Source organism: Paenibacillus baekrokdamisoli, assembly GCF_003945345.1.
In the GTDB taxonomy this organism is placed as follows: Bacteria; Bacillota; Bacilli; order Paenibacillales; family Paenibacillaceae; genus Paenibacillus_Z; species Paenibacillus_Z baekrokdamisoli.
Window position 1 is genome coordinate 2,383,168 of record NZ_AP019308.1, and the last position, 18,808, is coordinate 2,401,975.

The 18,808-nt window shown below is 45.6% G+C and carries 15 protein-coding genes; all 15 read right to left on the reverse strand.

All coding sequences use genetic code 11. The annotated features are described in order from the left end of the window. Positions 1 to 37: 37 nt before the first annotated feature. Positions 38 to 991, reverse strand: a complete 954-nt coding sequence (locus EKN16_RS10585; protein ID WP_125656311.1) for a bifunctional riboflavin kinase/FAD synthetase — start codon at positions 989 to 991, stop codon at positions 38 to 40. Positions 992 to 1,024: 33 nt separating this feature from the next. Further along, positions 1,025 to 1,942: a tRNA pseudouridine(55) synthase TruB gene (gene truB, locus EKN16_RS10590; RefSeq protein ID WP_125656313.1), complete on the reverse strand. Its 918-nt coding sequence runs from the start codon at positions 1,940 to 1,942 to the stop codon at positions 1,025 to 1,027. After that, a complete protein-coding gene (locus tag EKN16_RS10595; protein ID WP_125656316.1) occupies positions 1,942 to 2,952 on the reverse strand; it encodes a DHH family phosphoesterase in 1,011 nt (336 codons plus the stop codon). Before EKN16_RS10595 ends, truB begins: the two co-directional genes overlap by 1 nt. Next, a complete protein-coding gene (rbfA, locus tag EKN16_RS10600; protein WP_125656319.1) occupies positions 2,949 to 3,305 on the reverse strand; it encodes a 30S ribosome-binding factor RbfA in 357 nt (118 codons plus the stop codon). The genes EKN16_RS10595 and rbfA overlap by 4 nt, the downstream gene beginning before the upstream one ends. Before the next feature lie 7 nt (positions 3,306 to 3,312). Further along, complete coding sequence (gene infB / locus EKN16_RS10605) at positions 3,313 to 6,258, reverse strand: translation initiation factor IF-2 (protein WP_125656322.1); 2,946 nt, start codon at positions 6,256 to 6,258, stop codon at positions 3,313 to 3,315. Beyond that, entirely contained in the window at positions 6,251 to 6,580 is a 330-nt protein-coding gene (locus EKN16_RS10610) for a L7Ae/L30e/S12e/Gadd45 family ribosomal protein (RefSeq protein WP_125656325.1), read from the reverse strand. Before EKN16_RS10610 ends, infB begins: the two co-directional genes overlap by 8 nt. Further along, positions 6,567 to 6,887, reverse strand: coding sequence for an RNase P modulator RnpM (gene rnpM / locus EKN16_RS10615; RefSeq protein WP_125666114.1), 321 nt, complete (start codon positions 6,885 to 6,887; stop codon positions 6,567 to 6,569). Before rnpM ends, EKN16_RS10610 begins: the two co-directional genes overlap by 14 nt. 30 nt (positions 6,888 to 6,917) lie before the next feature. Continuing rightward, on the reverse strand, positions 6,918 to 8,015 hold the full coding sequence (gene nusA / locus EKN16_RS10620; protein WP_125656328.1) for a transcription termination factor NusA: 1,098 nt from the start codon (positions 8,013 to 8,015) through the stop codon (positions 6,918 to 6,920). A gap of 61 nt (positions 8,016 to 8,076) precedes the next feature. Next, entirely contained in the window at positions 8,077 to 8,538 is a 462-nt protein-coding gene (gene rimP, locus EKN16_RS10625) for a ribosome maturation factor RimP (RefSeq protein WP_125656331.1), read from the reverse strand. 292 nt (positions 8,539 to 8,830) lie between these two features. Continuing rightward, positions 8,831 to 13,138 carry a PolC-type DNA polymerase III gene (locus EKN16_RS10630; protein ID WP_125666116.1) on the reverse strand — a complete coding sequence of 1,436 codons (4,308 nt, stop codon included), beginning with the start codon at positions 13,136 to 13,138 and terminating at the stop codon, positions 8,831 to 8,833. Positions 13,139 to 13,196: 58 nt separating this feature from the next. Beyond that, positions 13,197 to 14,645, reverse strand: a complete 1,449-nt coding sequence (gene proS, locus EKN16_RS10635; protein WP_125656334.1) for a proline--tRNA ligase — start codon at positions 14,643 to 14,645, stop codon at positions 13,197 to 13,199. A gap of 7 nt (positions 14,646 to 14,652) precedes the next feature. Beyond that, on the reverse strand, positions 14,653 to 15,933 hold the full coding sequence (rseP, locus tag EKN16_RS10640) for an RIP metalloprotease RseP (RefSeq protein WP_125656337.1): 1,281 nt from the start codon (positions 15,931 to 15,933) through the stop codon (positions 14,653 to 14,655). Positions 15,934 to 16,015: 82 nt separating this feature from the next. Further along, a complete protein-coding gene (locus EKN16_RS10645; RefSeq protein WP_125656340.1) occupies positions 16,016 to 17,155 on the reverse strand; it encodes a 1-deoxy-D-xylulose-5-phosphate reductoisomerase in 1,140 nt (379 codons plus the stop codon). A 15-nt stretch (positions 17,156 to 17,170) separates the two neighbouring features. Beyond that, complete coding sequence (locus EKN16_RS10650) at positions 17,171 to 17,968, reverse strand: phosphatidate cytidylyltransferase (RefSeq protein ID WP_125656343.1); 798 nt, start codon at positions 17,966 to 17,968, stop codon at positions 17,171 to 17,173. A gap of 26 nt (positions 17,969 to 17,994) precedes the next feature. Continuing rightward, positions 17,995 to 18,747, reverse strand: coding sequence for an undecaprenyl pyrophosphate synthase (locus EKN16_RS10655; RefSeq protein ID WP_221226707.1), 753 nt, complete (start codon positions 18,745 to 18,747; stop codon positions 17,995 to 17,997). Positions 18,748 to 18,808: the final 61 nt, after the last annotated feature.

Below are 18,808 nucleotides of genomic sequence, written 5' to 3' on the forward strand. Positions count from 1 at the left end.
ATACCACAACCACCTATAAGAAGTAAATGGAGTGCCTTTACTTGTTGTAAGCTGCCAAAACCGCTCGTGCCTGCTCAGCATCCGATTGTATTTGATGAATAAGCTCATCGATCGAGCCAAATTTCCTCTCAGAACGCAAGAAGGAGATAAATTGGATTGCAATCGATTTACCATATATGTCTCCATCAAAATCGAATAAATGAGCTTCTAAGACAGGCTTGGGAAGCTGCTCATGGAACGTAGGCTTCACGCCTAGGTTCAATACGCCTGCTATAAGCTTTCCCTCTATTTCGGCCATTATTGCATAAACACCTTGCTTTGGCTGCACATAAGCAGCTTCCAGTTCGATGTTTGCCGTTGGGAACCCGATTGTGCGACCTCTACCTTCTCCATGTATAACAGTGCCGTGAACTTCGTACGGTGCTCCGAGTAACTGGCTGGCTACTTCGGGTCGACCTTCCGCAAGCGATTCACGAATAAGCGTGCTGCTCACTTTCTCTCCATCCTGCTTCAATGGTTCCACCACCTCTACTCTGATATCCGGTTCACCGAGTGACCTTAGCGTTGACGCTTTGCCAGCCCCGCGCGATCCGAAAGTAAAATCAAAGCCTACGATTGCCTTCTTCACTTGAAGTGGACGTAAGACATCGTCAACAAACTCCGGTGGCGTGACAACCGAGAATCCCAAATCAAACTTGACTATATAAACAACATCCACACCAAGACGCAAGAAACGTTGTACCTTCTCTTCCAGAGGTGTCAAACAAGTTACATATTGCGAACCTTGTCCTAACACTTCCTTTGGATGCGGATGAAACGTCATTACTGAAGACTGTAAGCCTTCAGCCTTCGCAGCAGCTATTGAGCGCTGAATCACATTCTGATGACCTCGATGGACCCCATCAAAATGTCCAATGGCTACTGTCTTTGGAACAGCCGTCAGAGCTGCACTTGATGAATGAACTGGATGTTCTAAGAAGATGATTTCCATGCAGTCACACCTGCTTCATGAGCTTCTCTTCGTTTAAGCTGGCGTAAACACCTTTACTGCTTTTAGTAATTCGGTGTCCGCCTCCCGTTCAAACAGGCCAATAAAAAGGCCGTCTTCTCGGTATAAACGAATGAGTTGTTTATTGTCGCCAGATAGGGCTAAGTCAGCAATACTAGGAAGAGGAACACGTTTCCCTTGAAAAGCATGCTGTGCCGTTTCCGAATTAACCGTACAACGAGGGAAATGTTCAAGCGCCGCATCAGCCGGAAGCAGCTTAGATTCAAGCTCACCGGAGGCTTGCAGCTGTTCAATTTCCTCCATGGTCAAACACTGTTCTTCCGTGAATCCAGCGGACATCGTGCGTTTGAGCTCAGCCATTACAGCAGGAACCCCAAGCGCTTTTCCAATATCGACACAAAGTGTACGGATATAGGTTCCTTTGGAGCACTGAACGGAAAAACGAATCGTAGGATGCGGCTTATCCAGATCTAGCGCTAACAATTCCAATTCGTAGATTGTTACTTTTCTGGCTTGTCTTTCAATAACTTGACCTTCTCTTGCAAGCTCATAGAGCCGCTTACCCCCAACCTGCACAGCGGAGTACATCGGTGGAACTTGATCGATCTCTCCAGTGAAAGCTGTCAATATACGACGAATGTCTGCTTCGCTTATCACGACTTCATCGACTTGTGATACTACCGTACCTGTTAAGTCCTCCGTATCGGTAGCAAGTCCAAATTGCAGAACCGCTTCATAAGCTTTTGGTTTCTCTTGCACATATTCCACAACCCGGGTAGCCCGCCCTATACAGAGCGGTAAAACACCCGTTACCTGTGGATCAAGCGTTCCGGCATGGCCAATACGCTTGGTCCGCAGTAATCCTCTAACTTTAGCTACGACATCATGTGAAGTCCAGCCAGCCGGTTTCCAAACGGCCAAAATACCGTCCATTATTCAACCAGCACCTTTCTTACGGCATTGATCAAATTCGGGATCGCATCTTGTAAAGACTCCTCAAGACGACAGCCAGCTGCGCGTACATGGCCTCCACCGCCATACAATTGAGCGATTGCTGCGACATCTACTTTCCCCGATGAGCGCATGCTTACTTTCACTTGTCCATTATCTGTTTCCTTGAACAAAATACCTACTTCCACGCCTTCTACGTTAAGCGCGTAATTAACTAGCCCTTCCAAGTCATCACCGATTGCTCCGGTTTCAGTCATATCAGCGACTGCTATGTACAACCATGCAATACGGTTATCTTCTGAGAAAGTAAGACCGTTCAGGCCGCGCTGAAGCAACAATAGCTGAGGTTTCGTCATTCGCTCGAGCAAATGATTAGCAATCCAATGTCCTGAGACACCTTCTGCAAGCATACGTGAGGCAACATGCATGACTCTTGGCGTCGTATTTGAATATCGAAAGCCGCCTGTATCGGTTAACAGCCCGGTATATATGGCTGTAGCTACTTCATTATCTGGAACTATATCTGCACGTTCCATCAAATCGTACAGAATTTCAACGGTTGCAGCTGCATCCGTACGAATCAAGTTAACAGCGCCAAAACCATCATTGGTTGGATGATGGTCAATATTAAGCAATAGAGCCCCTTTATCAAAGGCATCTGAAACGGTTCCTATTCGTCGATAATCTGCACAATCGACTGCAATAATCCGGTCAAACACTTCGCTTGGAGGCTGCTGATTGAAATTAATGATGGAGGAAGTGGCTTCCATAAAGCTTAGTCGAACAGGAACATTACCTTCGTTGATCAAAGTAGCTTGCTTACCAAAATAGCGCAGCAGCCATCCAATAACGAGTGTAGAGCTAATCGCATCACCGTCAGGCTGAACATGCGAGACGACCAAAAAGCGGTCGCCCTCTCGCATAAACGCCAGTGCAGCATCGAGCTGTTGCTCATAAGCCGCGGAGAATACCGCCGGCTTTACCCCTGTCATTGTTCACCCTTGTCATTGTTGATATTGCTAATCAGCGATTCGATTCTGCTTCCATACTCAATGCTGTTATCGAATTTAAATATCAGCTCTGGCGTATGACGGAAACGAATTCTTTTGCCTAATTCAGAACGAAGAAAACCCGTTCCTCTTGCTAACGCTTTAAGCGTCTCTTCTTTTTGCTCATCTGTACCGAGTACACTGAGGTAAACTTTTGCTTGGGAAAGATCATTCGTCAATTCTACGCCAGTTACGGTAATGAATCCAATACGTGGATCTTTAAGCTCCGTCTGGATTAGCTGACTCAATTCTTTCTTAATTTGTTCACCGACGCGTCCTACGCGAACCTTCGCCATAGGTCAATCACCTCTCTACTGTCTCCATCACGTAAGCTTCGATCGTATCGCCTTCTCTAAGGTCACTATACCTTTCAAGTGTGATCCCACACTCATAACCCTGAGCAACTTCTTTTGCATCATCCTTGAAGCGTTTGAGCGATTCAATCTCAGTATCAAAGATGACGATACCGCTACGAACCAAACGTGCTTTCGCGGAACGGGTGATTTTACCAGAAGTAACCATACAGCCTGCGATCGTACCTACTTTGGTGACTTTGAAGATATTACGAACTTCTGCTTGACCAATAATCACTTCTTTGAATATCGGATCAAGCATTCCTTTCATTGCATGCTCGATTTCGTCAATAATATTGTAAATAATACTATGCAGACGAATGTCGACTTTCTCTTGCTCTGCAGTTGCCAAAGCTTGAGGCTCCGGTCGAACGTTAAAGCCGATAACAATTGCACTTGATGCTGCTGCTAAGTTAATATCGGATTCGGTAATTGCACCAGCGCCGCTGTGAATAATCTTAACGCGAACACCCTCGATATCGATTTTTGCAAGCGAGCCTTTAAGCGCCTCGGATGAACCTTGAACGTCCGCTTTAATGATGACGTTCAATTCTTTAACTTCGCCATCTTTAATATGATTATACAAATCTTCAAGTGTTACTCGTGTATTTGCTCCAAGTTCAGATTGACGATGCTTGATAGCACGACGATCTGCAATTGCACGGGCTTTGCGCTCATCTTCAAAGACAAGGAACGGATCACCTGCTTGAGGCACCTCAGTTAAACCGGTGATCTCAATTGGTGTACTCGGTCCTGCTTCTTTTAAACGGCGACCTTTATCATTAACCATTGCACGAACGCGTCCAAAGCAGTTCCCTGCGACGAAGGCATCACCGATCTTCAATGTACCATGCTGAACGAGAATACGTGCAACAGGACCTTTACCTTTATCAAGCTCAGCTTCAATAACAGTAGCACGAGCACGTTTGTTAGGATTAGCTTTGTAATCATTCATCTCCGCTACGAGCAGGATCATCTCAAGCAGTTCTTCTAATCCAAGACGCTGCTTGGCCGAAACGTTAACGAAGATCGTATCTCCGCCCCACTCTTCCGGTACTAGCGCATACTCAGTTAGGCTTTGCTTAATTTTATCAATATCTGCTCCAGGCTTATCAATTTTGTTGATGGCAACAATAATCGGTACCCCAGCAGCTTTAGCATGGTTGATTGCTTCAACAGTTTGTGGCATAACACCATCATCTGCTGCTACAACGATAATCGTAATATCCGTCACTTGGGCACCACGAGCACGCATTAGCGTAAACGCTTCATGACCAGGCGTATCTAGGAATGTGATTTTCTTATGGTTAATTTCGACTTGGTACGCACCGATATGCTGAGTGATACCGCCGGCTTCACCGCTTGTTACGCTAGTGTGACGAATCGCATCAAGCAAAGTTGTTTTACCGTGGTCAACGTGCCCCATAATTGTAACAACTGGTGGACGAGTTTCAAGTGTCTCTTCTTCATCTACCTCTTCGAAGGTCTCGAATGCATCTTCCTCAACCGGAATCTTCACTTCAACTTCAACACCATATTCGGTAGCGATTAGTTGAACGGTATCTAGATCAACCTCTTGGTTAATTGTTGCCATTACACCAAGAGTGATGAGCTTCTTGATAACCTCTGAAGCATCCTTATGAAGCAGCTTCGCCAAATCACCGACCGTTACCGTTCCACGAACGATAATTTTCTTCGGTGTATTGTCCGCTTTTTCACGGCGTTCTTGCTGTTGTCCTCTGCCACGTTGATTTTTACCACCGCGACTACCTTTATAATTACTGGATCTTCCATCCTCAAAACGTTTACCGCCGGCATTTTGATTCGGCTTGGTTGATCTTTTCTTTTGATCATCCATTGGACGCGGCTCAAATGTTTTACCTTGTGCGTTGCGGTTCGGTTGAGGTGTCGTTGAACGTGAAGCACCTGGACTTGGCGCGCTAGCTGCACCAGCTGGACGACTGGAGCCTTGACTGCTGCTGCGTTGGCCTTGACCTTGCTGACCGCCACCAGACTGACCAAAACGTTGGCCGCCTTGGCCTGTTCCGCCTTGACTACCTTGACCGCTTGGACGCTGGCCTTGTCCGCCATATTGACCACTTGGACGCTGGCCTTGGCCGGATGGGCCGCTTGGACGCTGGCCTTGGCCACCTTGACTGGATTGGCCGCTTGGACGTTGACCTTGACCACCTTGGCTGGATTGGCCGCTTGGACGCTGGCCTTGACCACCTTGGCTTGATGAACCGCTTGGACGTTGGCCTTGATTATAAGAACTGCTCGGGCGCTGTCCTTGCTGTCCACTTGGACGTTGTCCGCCTTGATTAGATGGTCGCTGCTGTTGAGAGCTTGTTGTCTGTGGAGCGCTTGATGTTGACGCTTGTGAGCTCGTTTGAGCCGCTGCAGGAGCAGCTGGCTGACTTGCTGGTGCTGTTGTTGCTTGTTGCGTAGCAGCTGCAGGCTGTGTAGGCGTGCTTGCTGGCGTACTTGTTGCTGCTTGTGTGCTTGCTGGCGTATTAGGTTTAGTTGTATTCATATTCCCCTGTGTATCCTGAATCGAATTTTTGTTAACTTGCGCTTGCGGCTGACCCGCATTCACGGTCTGCTGCGGTTTACGTTCTAGTGACTGTTGTGGCGGACGATTGGAAGGCTGGGACGAGGCTGAAACTGTTGCATTTTCTTGTGCACGTTTCGCGGCGGCATTGGCTTTTATATCGCGAAAGAAACCTTCGACTTTGTTAACCATCTCGTTTTCCATCACACTCATGTGATTGTTAACTGGAAGACTAAGACGTTTCAAGATCGTAATGATTTCTTTACTGCTCATATTGAGCGATTTCGCGTACTCATAGACGCGCAATTTATCTTTGTTATCCTTGCTGTCTTGTTGTTTAGTCAATATACTCCACCTCCGTAGGTTGGCTTAAGCTTTGTATGATACTTTTGGAAAAGCCCAAATCAGTAACGGCCAGTAAAACCCGCTCCGATTTACCAATCGCATCACCGATCGTTACCCGGTCGAATGCCTCTACCAATTTGACGTTGTAGGTTGCGCATTTATCACGGAATTTCTTCTTTGTATTATCTGATGCATCGCTCGCAGCTATTACAAGCTTTGCCTTTCCTTGCTGAACGGCTTTGAGAACAGTTTCATCCCCAGTGACGAGTTTGCCTGCACGCATCGCCAATCCCAGAAGAGATAATGCTTTATGCTTCGTCATCGTCTTCATCCACCCGATCCTTGCCTGCAATAAACGTATCTTCTACAGCAATAAAATCTTGCTCCAGTTGATCGTATATTTCAGCACCTACTGGTTGTTTGAGTGCCCGATCGAGTGCTTTGCTCTTCTTCGCTAATTTGAAACAGCTCACTTTACCACATAAGTAGGCGCCGCGACCTGCTTTCTTCCCTGTCAAATCGATCAATATCGCTCCATCAGGTGTACGAACGATGCGAATAAGTTCTTTCTTGGGCATCATTTGTTGACAAGCTACGCATTTGCGCAGCGGAACTTTTCTTGGTCTCACCATTCATTCCTCCCCATCTAAAGATCTCTTCTAGTCGATGGAAACAGAATCCTGGTGCATCGTGCTCATCGGAGATTTAGGACGGCCGTATTCTTGCTCAGCTTGCGTCTCACTTTTGATGTCGATTTTCCAACCAGTCAGCTTAGCAGCCAAACGAGCATTTTGCCCTTTGATTCCGATCGCTAGTGACAGCTGATAATCCGGTACGATAACACGAGCCATTTTCTCTTGCTCATGCACGATAACCTCGATTACCTTGGATGGACTAAGCGCATTTGCCACATATTCATCTACACTTTCCGACCAACGAACGATATCGATTTTCTCACCTTTAAGTTCCGTTACGATGGTCTGAACGCGCATCCCTTTTTGACCGACACAAGAACCAACAGGATCCACCTCAGCATTACGAGAGTAAACCGCTATCTTGGAACGAAAGCCTGCTTCCCTAGCTACCGAGCGAATTTCGACGACACCGTCGTAAATCTCCGGCACTTCAAGCTCAAACAGTCGTTTCAGAAGACCAGGATGTGTACGGGAGAGGAAAATTTGCGGACCCTTCGTTGTGTTCTCAACTTTAGTAATAAAGGATTTCACACGATCGCCATGTTTGAATTTGTCTGTCGGCATCAACTCAGTTAAAGGCAATACAGCTTCTACCTTACCAAGGTCGATAAACAAATTACGCACGTCTTGACGCTGTACGATACCATTAACGATGTCTTCTTCCTTATCAATAAACGCATTGTAAATAAGTCCTCGCTCTGCTTCACGAATACGCTGAGTGACGACTTGTTTGGCAGTTTGCGCAGCGATACGACCGAAGTCACGAGGTGTTACCTCGATCTCTGCGATGTCATCCAGCTGATAGTGCGGGTTGATTTCACGGGATGCTTCAACAGAAACTTCTAATCGTGGATCTAACACATCTTCCACAACCGTTTTTCGAGCATATACTTTGATTACACCCGTAAACCGATTAATATCAACCCTTACATTCTGGGCTGTATTAAAATTACGCTTGTAACTGGAAATCAAGGCCGCTTCAATCGCTTCAATCAAAATATCCTTGCTAATTCCCTTTTCTTTCTCTATCTCCGTCAGTGCTTCTATAAATTCCATACTCATTGGAAATAAGTTCCCCCTTTCAATTGGTTCCCTAACTTTATATTCATGCCGATGTCTTCAATTAGAAGACGATGGCTAAACGGGCGCTTGCTACTTTTTCATATGGGATTGCATGCTGCTTCTTACCGATCTCGACGACTGCTGCTTCTCCGTCAAAGGAAAGCAATTTGCCTTCGAATTCTTTAGCCCCACCTATGGGTTCGTATGTGGTAAGAAAAACATGTTTGCCAACTGCTTTGTGTACATCTTCAGGCTTCTTAAGCGGACGTTCCGCACCTGGAGATGAAACTTCGAGGAAATAGGCTTCTGTAATTGGATCATTCTCATCTAGCTTATCACTTAAAAATTCGCTGATACGGCCGCATTCATCGATATCGATGCTTCCTTCTTTGTCTACAAAAACACGAAGAAAATAATTGCTGCCTTCCTTCACATACTCGACATCAACGAGTTCAAATCCATTGTCATCCAAAAACGGACGAACCATTTCTTCGACGACGGTTTTGATTTTTGGTGTGCTCAAAAAAAATGTACCCCCCACTGCAACGCATCATCGCTGGTATTCCGGATTCGTTAAGCAGTTTATTTTATGACCTCGATCGCCTTACTTCGCGATGGGTAAGTGATTCTGCAGACGTAAAAAGCTATAGACAAAACGTAAAGAGTGGGTTTCCCCACTCTTCTGCGAAAAAGTCGTATCATCAGCATTACCAGAAATATTATACCATAACCATGATGTGGTGACAAGATAGGGGCGTGCTGGTGGGCTCGCTGATTCCGCTGCTACAATGACACGCCTCTAGCCACTTCAATACCTAGAACAATGATAATTGATTAGACTCAGGGAGGCCTCGGAAGCAGCCCATTCCATTGAGAACCTCGATAATGGTTTTGGAAGCTTTGGATTTTTGTTGGAAATCCTCAATGGAGAGGAATTCTCCTTGATCGCGAGCAGCTGCAATATTACGCGCTGCATTCTCGCCAATCCCACCGATAGCACCAAATGGAGGAATAACGGAGTCCCCATCAATGATAAACTTGGTTGCCTCTGATCGATAAAGGTCAATCGGCTTGAATGAATAGCCGCGGGCTGTCATCTCAAGGGCCATCTCAAGTAAAGACACACTGTTCTTCTCTTTAGGTAAAGCTTGAAATCCTTTCGCTTCGATCTCAACCAGCCTGCGTAAAATCGCTTCATATCCCTTACAAAGCAGCTCTAAGTCAAAATCATCTGCACGAACAGTGAAATACGTTGCATAGTAGGCAATCGGATGATAAAGCTTAAAGAATGCTGTACGTACAGCTGAGATTACATAAGCTGCAGCATGTGCTTTCGGGAACATGTATTCAATTTTTAAACAAGAATCAATATACCACTGCGGCACCTTGCACCGTTTCATTTCGTCAATCCACTCCGGCGTCAGCCCTCTGCCTTTACGTACGCTTTCCGTAATTTTGAAGGCCAGACTGGCATCCATTCCTGCCTTATAAATAAGAAATAGCATGATATCATCACGACAGCCAATTACCGTCTTGATAGAACAGGTTCGATTCTTGATAAGTTCCTGTGCATTGCCAAGCCATACCCCAGTACCATGAGACAAGCCGGATATTTGAAGTAAATCGGCAAAAGTTGATGGCTTGGTCTCTTCTAGCATTTGGCGAACGAATTTCGTTCCCATCTCAGGTACGCCGTAGGTTGCAACAGAAGAACGGATCTTCTCCGGTGATACACCAAGAGAATCTGTTGAGCTGAACATACTCATGACTTTAGGGTCATTCATCGGAATCAGTGTAGGATCTACACCCGTGAAATCCTGCAGCATACGCATCATAGTAGGATCATCGTGACCGAGGATATCAAGCTTGAGCAAGTTCTCTTCAAAGGCATGATAGTCAAAATGCGTCGTCATCCATTCTGCATTCACATCATCTGCTGGAAATTGAACCGGTGTTACATCTTCGACTTCAATATAATCCGGTACAACAACGATACCGCCTGGATGCTGACCTGTGCTCCGCTTAACACCGGTAAAACCATTGGCAAGCCGCGCTAATTCAGCCCCGCGCCATTTCTTCCCATAATCCTCTTCGTACTTCTTCGTGTAGCCATAAGCTGTTTTCTCAGCAATCGTGCCAATCGTACCTGCACGGAATACACTTTTTTCACCGAAAATTTCTTTCGTAAAGTTATGCGCAATCGACTGATATTCTCCTGAGAAGTTCAAATCGATATCGGGAACCTTGTCTCCCTTAAAACCAAGGAAAGTTTCAAACGGGATATCCTGTCCCTCACCCTTAAGCGGCTTCCCGCAATTCGGGCAATCTTTATTCGGCAGATCGAATCCACTAGGATAGCTGCCATCCAGGAACCATTCACTATATTTACATGCTTCTTCGATACAAGTATAGTGTGCCGGCAGTGGATTAACCTCCGAAATGCCAAGGAAGGTCGCTACTACCGAAGATCCTACTGATCCCCTGGAACCGACCAGGTAGCCATCTGCGTTAGATTTCTTAACCAGCTTCTCGGATATCAAGTAGTTGGCGGAGAAGCCTGACTTGATTATCGGTACCAATTCTTTCTCCAGACGCTGAACAACGACATCCGGAATAGGCTCGCCATATAATCTTTTTGCCGTGTCATAACAGGTATTGCGCATTTCTTCGTCTGCTCCCTCGATGATAGGAACAAACAGCTTCGAAGGGAACATATCGAAGGGTTCAAACCGTTCAGCAAGCTCTACGGTGTTCTTGACGACCACTTCATATGCCCTCGCTTCACCTAGAAAAGCGAATTCAGCCAGCATTTCTTTGGTTGTACGGAAATGAGCATCCGGCTTCGTAATATCCTTTAGTGGACTAAATCCTGTTATACCATGAATCGTAATATCACGGAACAACTTGTCCCTCTCATTCAGATAATGCACATTACCCGTAGCGATGATCGGTTTCTCAAGCTTATCTCCGATCTCACAAACACGGCGGATTGCCTGCTCGATAACAGCACGGCTAGCAACAAAGCCTTTTTCCACGAGATGCATATAGAAAGTGACAGGCTGAATCTCGAGTACATCATAATAGCGAGCTACTTCCTCTGCTTCTTCCATCGACTTATTCATAACCGCTTCGAAAAACTCGCCTTTCTCGCAACCGGATATGATAAGGAGACCTTCACGCAAGTCATTGAGCTTACTTTTTGGAATCGTGGCAACTCGCTTGAAATGCTGGGTATGGGATAAAGAGATTAGTTTGAATAAGTTCTTTTTACCAACAGCATTAAGTGCATAGATACAGCAATGAAATGGCCGCATATTCGATAAATCCAGTCCGACATAATCGTTCAACATTTGAAGACCCGTTATATTGCGCTGTGCAGCATCATTAATAAGTCCGTATAATACTCCGCCCAGTGCAATGGAATCGTCTATGGCACGGTGATGATTCTCGAGAGAAACTTTATATTTAGCAGAAAGCGTATTAAGCCTGTGATTCTTCAATGTTGGATGAAGGAACCTGGCAAGTTCAAGCGTATCCAAAACCGGATTGTCGATCTCGGGCAATCCATTGCGTTTACATGCCGCTTGCATGAAACCCATATCAAACCTTGCATTGTGTGCAACTAATACCGCATCGCCAATAAATTCGATAAATTCATGAAGTTTTGGTGGAAGCTCCGGTGCATCCTTAACCATTTCATTCGTTATATTCGTAAGCTGCTGAATGTTATAAGGAATCTCTTCATGAGGGTTAATGAAGGTAGAGAAACGTCCAATTTCTTTCCCTTCCTGCATTTTAACGCCAGCGAGCTCAATGATTTTATTATTCATTACAGACAAGCCTGTTGTCTCGATATCGAACACGACATAGACCGCTGTCTGAAGCAATTCCGTTCGCGAGTTAAGCACCATAGGCACGGAATCATTCACGACGTTTGCTTCAACTCCGAAGAGTACTTTAATTCCGTTCTTTTTCGCTGCTTTGGCCGCTTCAGGGTAACATTGGATATTGCCGTGATCAGTGATTGCAACGGCTGAATGCCCCCATTTAGCTGCTTGTTTAATATAAACATCAACGGGTGTTACTGCATCCATCGTACTCATCGTTGTATGCAGATGAAATTCGACGCGTTTCTCTTCCGCGTCATCCTTCATTTCCTTCGGTGCAACAACCTCATGTAGATCTGAAGGCATCATTACAAGCTCCGGTTCCTGCATGAATCGATCATATTCGACGCGTCCACGAGCCTTAACCCACTTGCCATTCGCAAGCTGACTAAGAACTTTGACATCATCCTTCGTCTTCGCGAACATCTTCATTGCAATGGAATCCGTAAAATCCGTTACATTGAAAGTGAAAAGTGTACTGCCGTTCCGAAGTTCCTTCATCTCGAGGTTAAAGACCGTCCCTTGAACGGTAATCTTCTTCTCCTCTTCGATGATTTTCATTATCGGCACAGCTTCCTCACGAATATCATAGCCAACGACAAGACGGACATCGCCTTCCTCAACCGCCGGTGCTTCTGAAGCTGCACTGCTCATCATCTGATCGATGACTTCCCGCTGCTCCTGATCTCGCTTCTGGGCGAATTCTTCGTAAACCTCTTGTCGAGTTTCTCCAACCAAAAGCTTAACCCGACAGCTTCTGTTAAACTGCTCGGCGTAGAATTGAACAACCAGCTCATCGAGCTTCTTTTTGCGAGCTAGCTCAAGTCCCATTTCATCCATCAATGCAAGTGAAATTAAATCCGCTTCAGCTTCCATCGTTGATTTACCGAGCCATCCATTTACCGAAGCGTTATGCTGCTGCACCCATTCAACAAAAGCAGGCCAATATTCTCGCAGTAAAACATCCGTCTGTACATCATCATGGAAGTGGAATTTAAAAGAAACCTGTGCGATATGAGCGAATTTTGTTTGAATCGTCCTGCAAAAAACACCAAAAGCCGCTAAAGGAATTAAAGACGTTTTGCTTATGCAAAACGTCCATTCCCGGTTAGTCCGGCTTACGATCACTTTATCTATATAACCGTCACCAAAATGCTCATCCGTCAATTGCTGCGGCAGCTCTGCTTGCTTCATAAGAAGCTCAAAGCGCTGCCGTTTTTCCCCGGTTTGGTTCATCATTTCCTCCTAGAAGAAACTGCTACCTTCCTAAATAATATTAAGAAGTGAGATCGAATTAGTAAGCTCTGGCGAAAACGACCGTATGCTCCGCTTTCTCCTCGCAGACCAAACATTTTGTTTTCTTCTCAGCAGGCTCGAAAGGTATGTTGCGACTAGTCGCACCCGTTTCTTCTTTAACCTGCTTCTCGCATGCTTCGGAGCCGCACCAGCCTGCAAGTACAAAGCCTCGCTTCTCTTCCATTAACGATTTCATCTCATCCAGCGTTTCCACAGAATGGGAATGATCGATACGGAATTGCTTCGCGCGCTCGAACATATCTACATGAATTTCTTCGAGCATACGCGTAATCTCTTCAGTCAGATCGCTTTGAAGGACAACTCGCTTCTCGCCAGATATACGGGATACTAGAACAACTTGTCCGTTCTCCATATCACGTGGTCCAAGCTCAAGACGGATTGGAACACCACGCATTTCATATTCATTGAATTTCCAGCCTGGACTTACGTCGCTGCGATCATCCACTTTAACACGGATTCCTGCTTTCTTCAGCTCCGCATACAGCTCGTCTACGCGTCCAACGACCTGTTCACGCATCTTCGGTGGACCAATCGGAATCATAATGACCTGCGTTGGCGCCACTTTAGGTGGAAGAGCAAGTCCGCGATCATCTCCATGAACCATGATGAGTGCACCGAGCAGTCTCGTCGATACGCCCCATGATGTGGTGTGAACGAATTGCTGTGTATTCTCGCGATCCAAATATTTAATATCAAAAGCAACTGCGAATTTATTCCCAAGGTAATGCGAGGTTCCAGCTTGAACCGCACGCCCATCCTTCATCATTGCTTCAATCGAATACGTATCAACAGCACCGGCAAAACGCTCAGAAGGTGTTTTCTGTCCCATTATAACAGGAATAGCTAAGAAATTTTCTGAGAAATCCCGGTAAATATCCAACATTTGATTGGTTTCTGCTCGTGCTTCTGTTTCCGTTTCATGCGCAGTATGGCCTTCTTGCCAAAGAAACTCGGTTGTACGCAGGAAAGGAAGTGTTCTTTTCTCCCAACGAACGACGTTCGCCCATTGATTGATAAGAACTGGCAGATCACGATAGGATTGAATCCATTTGGAATACATATGACCGATGATTGTCTCTGAGGTAGGACGAATGGCTAGACGCTCTTCGAGCTTCTCTCCACCCGCCTCAGTTACCCAAGGGAGCTCCGGATTGAAGCCTTCAATATGATCCTTTTCCTTTTGGAAAAAGCTCTCTGGAATGAACATTGGGAAGTAGGCATTACGATGTCCGGTTTCTTTGAAGCGACGGTCTAGCTCGTCCTTCATATGTTCCCATATTTCGAAACCTTCAGGGCGGAATACAATACATCCGCGCACTGGAGAATAATCCATTAATTCTGCTTTCTTAATAACGTCAATATACCAACGGGAGAAGTCTTCCCCTTGTGGGGTAATCTCTGTCACAAACTGTTTCTCTTTCGCCATGATCGAACTAATTCTCCCCTCGTACCAATCGCAATATATCATTATAAGTAACGGCTAACATCAGCAGCATTAACATCGCAAAACCGATGAAATGCACCATGCTCTCCCGGTTTGGATCTACCGGTCGACCACGTACAGCTTCCAATCCAAGAAAGAGCAGTCGACTGCCATCAAGCGCCGGTATCGGCAGCAAGTTAAAGATACCAAGGTACAAGCTTAACAAAGCTACCCATGAGGTCAACTGTGTAATCCCTTGCTCCGCAATTTGACTTGTAACTTGAGCAGTTCGAACAGGTCCACCCAAATCATCCAACTTGAACTGTCCCAAAATGAGTTTCTTAAATCCATCAAAAATCGTAATCGTCATATTCTTCATCGCAATACCCGAATACTTGAACGTCTCGATGAACGATACCGCTCTCATTGGAGGAGCAGCCGAAATGCCAATTTTTCCGACCTTCGTAGCTGGATCTGGTAAAGGTGTGATTTTGTAAGAAATAGGCTTACCATCCCGCACCACAGTGAACGTTAACGGAACATTCGCCGACTTCTGAATGAGCGAAATCATTTTCTCAGAATCCGTACCGATCTTAATCCCATTCACGGAATCAATGGTATCTCCAACTTTGATATCTGTCTGAGCCGCCGGCATATCCTTCCCTATGTTGCCAATCAACAACTTATCAGGGTTCTCCATAGGTACGCCAGCCATTTGAAAGAATACACCGAATAGCACAAACGCCAATATGAAATTCATTACTGGACCTGCCACTATAGCCAGTGCACGCTGGCCCACTGTTTTGCTGCCGAATTGGCGATCAGTGGGAGCAATCTGTGTCTCTCTACCTTTGCCAATCATAACAGCTTGTGGATGGACTGCGTACGTCTCCTCAATACCATCGGCTATGAGGATAATACTCAGCTTTTTCTCCAAATCGATGAACACAACTTCTCCTCGAACCACATTCGCTCGATCATCCAGTCGGTCCAAATAAATTCTTGTTACCTGATTGTCCTTTACACGGACAGCAACCGTTTGACCCTCTTGTATCTCTACAAGCTCCGGGTCTTCTCCTGCCATCCGTACAAAGCCACCAGCTGGTACTAAACGAAGTGTATACCGTGTTTCACCGCGTTTGATGGAAAACAGCTTCGGCCCAAACCCGATGGCGAATTCCCTTACCAATATGCCAGCGCGTTTCGCAAAATAAAAATGACCCCACTCATGGATGGTCACAATGACGAAGAATACCATCACCGTCAGAAAAACTACTTGTATCATATGCATCGTATTGTCCTAGCCTCCTGTTCGTAACGGCATGTACTTAGATTATCATTATTCTCCCGTCCGATACAAGAGAACCGTCCCGTCAGACCAATGAAGCTTCTTTTCTTGCCCAAGCATCTACTTCAGCAATCGATTGAACATCTGGTACATCTACGATAATATGACGACTCAATACAGTTTCGATGACACGCTCAATATCTAGGAAAGTAATTTCCCCACCCAAGAAACGTGCGACTGCTGTCTCGTTAGCTGCATTAAACACGGTAGGTGCTGATTGACCCGCTTTGCCGCTGTCAAATGCCATCCGCAAGCAAGGATAACGATCAAAATCCATCTCTCGAAAATGTAAAGCTGCAATTTTTGCTAGATTCAAAGATTCCGTTGGCGTCGGTTGACGATCAGGGTACGTTAAAGCATATTGAATCGGCACACGCATATCAGGTAAGCCAAGCTGAGCTATGATGCTATTATCGATAAATTCCACGTAAGAGTGAATGATACTCTCTGGATGCAGCAGCACGTTAATTTGTTCATAACTTAGGTTAAACAACCAGTGGGCTTCAATAACCTCAAGTCCCTTATTAGCCATCGTAGCAGAATCAATGGTAATTTTGGCTCCCATTGACCAATTGGGGTGATTCAGTGCTTCTTTAACCGTAACGCCTTCAAGCTCTTTTCTCGTACGATCACGAAAGGATCCGCCTGATGCGGTTAAGGTTATGGCTTTTACCGTCGATCGAATCTCCCCATTTAAACACTGAAAGATTGCAGAATGCTCACTGTCAATGGGTAGAATCTTAACGCCTCTAGCTTTAGCCTGCTTCATAACGATATGACCTGCGGTAACAAGTGTTTCTTTGTTCGCAAGTCCGATATGTTTGCCCTCATTAATTGCTGCGAGCGTTGCGTTTAATCCACGACTTCCAACAATAGCGGTCACAACTGTATCCGCATCCGTTCCTGCAGCAATCTCAATAAGCCCTTCTTCTCCGTAAACCACGGAAGTACCTGCCGGTAGATAGGGCTTTGCCTCTTCAGCAAGCGCTTTTGACGAGACGCAGACGACTTTAGGTTGAAAATGCTTGGCCTGCTCAATTAGTAGTTTTATATTGCTTCCAGCTGCAAGACCCTGTATTTCATAAGCTTCTCGGTCACTGTTCACAACATCAAGTGTCTGGGTTCCGATTGAACCTGTAGAACCAAGAATGGTCAGTTTCTTCATTGTTCACCTATCCCTTTATCCGAGCGGCAGTAGCTCCATCATAATCAAAAGTGGAAATACAATCAGCCAGCTGTCACAACGATCAAGAACTCCGCCATGACCTGGCAAGATCGATCCTGTATCTTTAATACCCCGAACCCGCTTATATGCAGATTGAATAAGATCGCCTAATTGCCCGGCTACTGCTGCTGTGAGTCCAATGAGGATGGCTCGTCCAAAAGGAATAAGATCGGGGTAGATCCATGCAAAGACCAATGCAACAATAATAGATAGTATTACACCGCCTAATGAGCCCTCGATTGTCTTATTTGGGCTAATAGAAGGCCACAGCTTATGCTTCCCAATTGCACGACCAAAAAAATAAGCACCTATATCGGAAGCCCAAATAGAGCCGAATGCCAAAAAGGTCGCAAGAAGTCCATGGGACCCCGCATTGCGAACTTCAAACATGGCATGGAATCCATATCCGACATAAAGTGCTCCAAGCAGAAGAAGCGCTGCCCCATCGATTGTAAATTTGTTCTTGGTCAGCACAGTTACAATTAGCAGTAGAAATAGAAGGAGCCAAAGCATGTGTAAACCATTCGGCTGTTGAATGTCCAGCTCATGCCAAGGAAAAAGTAGAATAAGAACCCCTGCAAAGCCAACTAGGGAAGCTGGATGTCGCCAGCTCAAGCTGTTCATTCTTATGTATTCCCAGAATCCTACAAGGGCGAGCAATAATAGTAGTCCATAGAAATACCACCCGCCGGCTACAGTTAATAGCACAAAAATCGCACCGCCGATAAGCCCTGTAATGATACGCTGTTTCAATGTGCAGCACTCTCCATTTGAGCCTGTTACAGACCACCGTACCTGCGAGCACGTCGCTGATATTCGGTAATGGCATCGTAGAAATGCTCTTCTGTAAACTCCGGCCAATAAACATCAGTAAACCACATTTCGCTATATGCTAACTGCCAAAGCATGAAATTACTTAAACGCAGTTCTCCACTTGTTCGAATCAGTAAATCGGGATCCGGCATACCTGCGGTTAGTAACCGATCAGCAAGATGAGTTTCCTCAATATCCTCAGGCTGCAAATCTCCGGCTTTAACAGACTGACCAATCTGACGAACAGCTTCTAACATTTCGCTCCGACTACCATAGTTAAGCGCAAAATTAAGTACAAGTCCCGTATTGTTGGCCGTTTTGTGCATCGCCTCTTCAATCGCATGCAGAGTGTGATCAGGCAAATCACTCTTATAACCCATCATACGAACCTGTACGTTTTTTTCTATGAGTTCATTTAGTTCAATCGAAAGAAATTCTTGAGGAAGCTTCATTAAAAATTCAACTTCAGCCTTAGGACGTTTCCAATTTTCCGTTGAAAAAGCATATAGCGTCAAAAACTTCACACCAAGTCGGTCAGCGGCCATCGTAATTCGCTTCACTGTCTTCATCCCAGAATGATGTCCTGCCATACGCGGCAGACCTCGGCTCTTCGCCCATCTTCCGTTACCGTCCATAATAATCGCGATGTGCTGCGGTATGTTTTCAGTATCAAGCGTTTGCGACGGCTTGATAGTTGCTTTGCCGAATAGAGCTCTCAGTCGCTGAAACACATGTTCGTCCTCCCACCGCTAACCTCAATTTATGCAACAAACCCCACCT

Bases quoted from the DNA above. Each gene is read 5' to 3' on its own strand.
- EKN16_RS10585 (WP_125656311.1), bottom strand. From the start codon at position 991: ATGGAAATCATCTTCTTAGAACATCCAGTTCATTCATCAAGTGCAGCT.
- truB (WP_125656313.1), bottom strand. From the start codon at position 1,942: ATGGACGGTATTTTGGCCGTTTGGAAACCGGCTGGCTGGACTTCACAT.
- EKN16_RS10595 (WP_125656316.1), bottom strand. From the start codon at position 2,952: ATGACAGGGGTAAAGCCGGCGGTATTCTCCGCGGCTTATGAGCAACAG.
- rbfA (WP_125656319.1), bottom strand. From the start codon at position 3,305: ATGGCGAAGGTTCGCGTAGGACGCGTCGGTGAACAAATTAAGAAAGAA.
- EKN16_RS10610 (WP_125656325.1), bottom strand. From the start codon at position 6,580: ATGACGAAGCATAAAGCATTATCTCTTCTGGGATTGGCGATGCGTGCA.
- nusA (WP_125656328.1), bottom strand. From the start codon at position 8,015: ATGAGTATGGAATTTATAGAAGCACTGACGGAGATAGAGAAAGAAAAG.
- EKN16_RS10630 (WP_125666116.1), bottom strand. From the start codon at position 13,138: ATGAACCAAACCGGGGAAAAACGGCAGCGCTTTGAGCTTCTTATGAAG.
- proS (WP_125656334.1), bottom strand. From the start codon at position 14,645: ATGGCGAAAGAGAAACAGTTTGTGACAGAGATTACCCCACAAGGGGAA.
- rseP (WP_125656337.1), bottom strand. From the start codon at position 15,933: ATGCATATGATACAAGTAGTTTTTCTGACGGTGATGGTATTCTTCGTC.
- EKN16_RS10645 (WP_125656340.1), bottom strand. From the start codon at position 17,155: ATGAAGAAACTGACCATTCTTGGTTCTACAGGTTCAATCGGAACCCAG.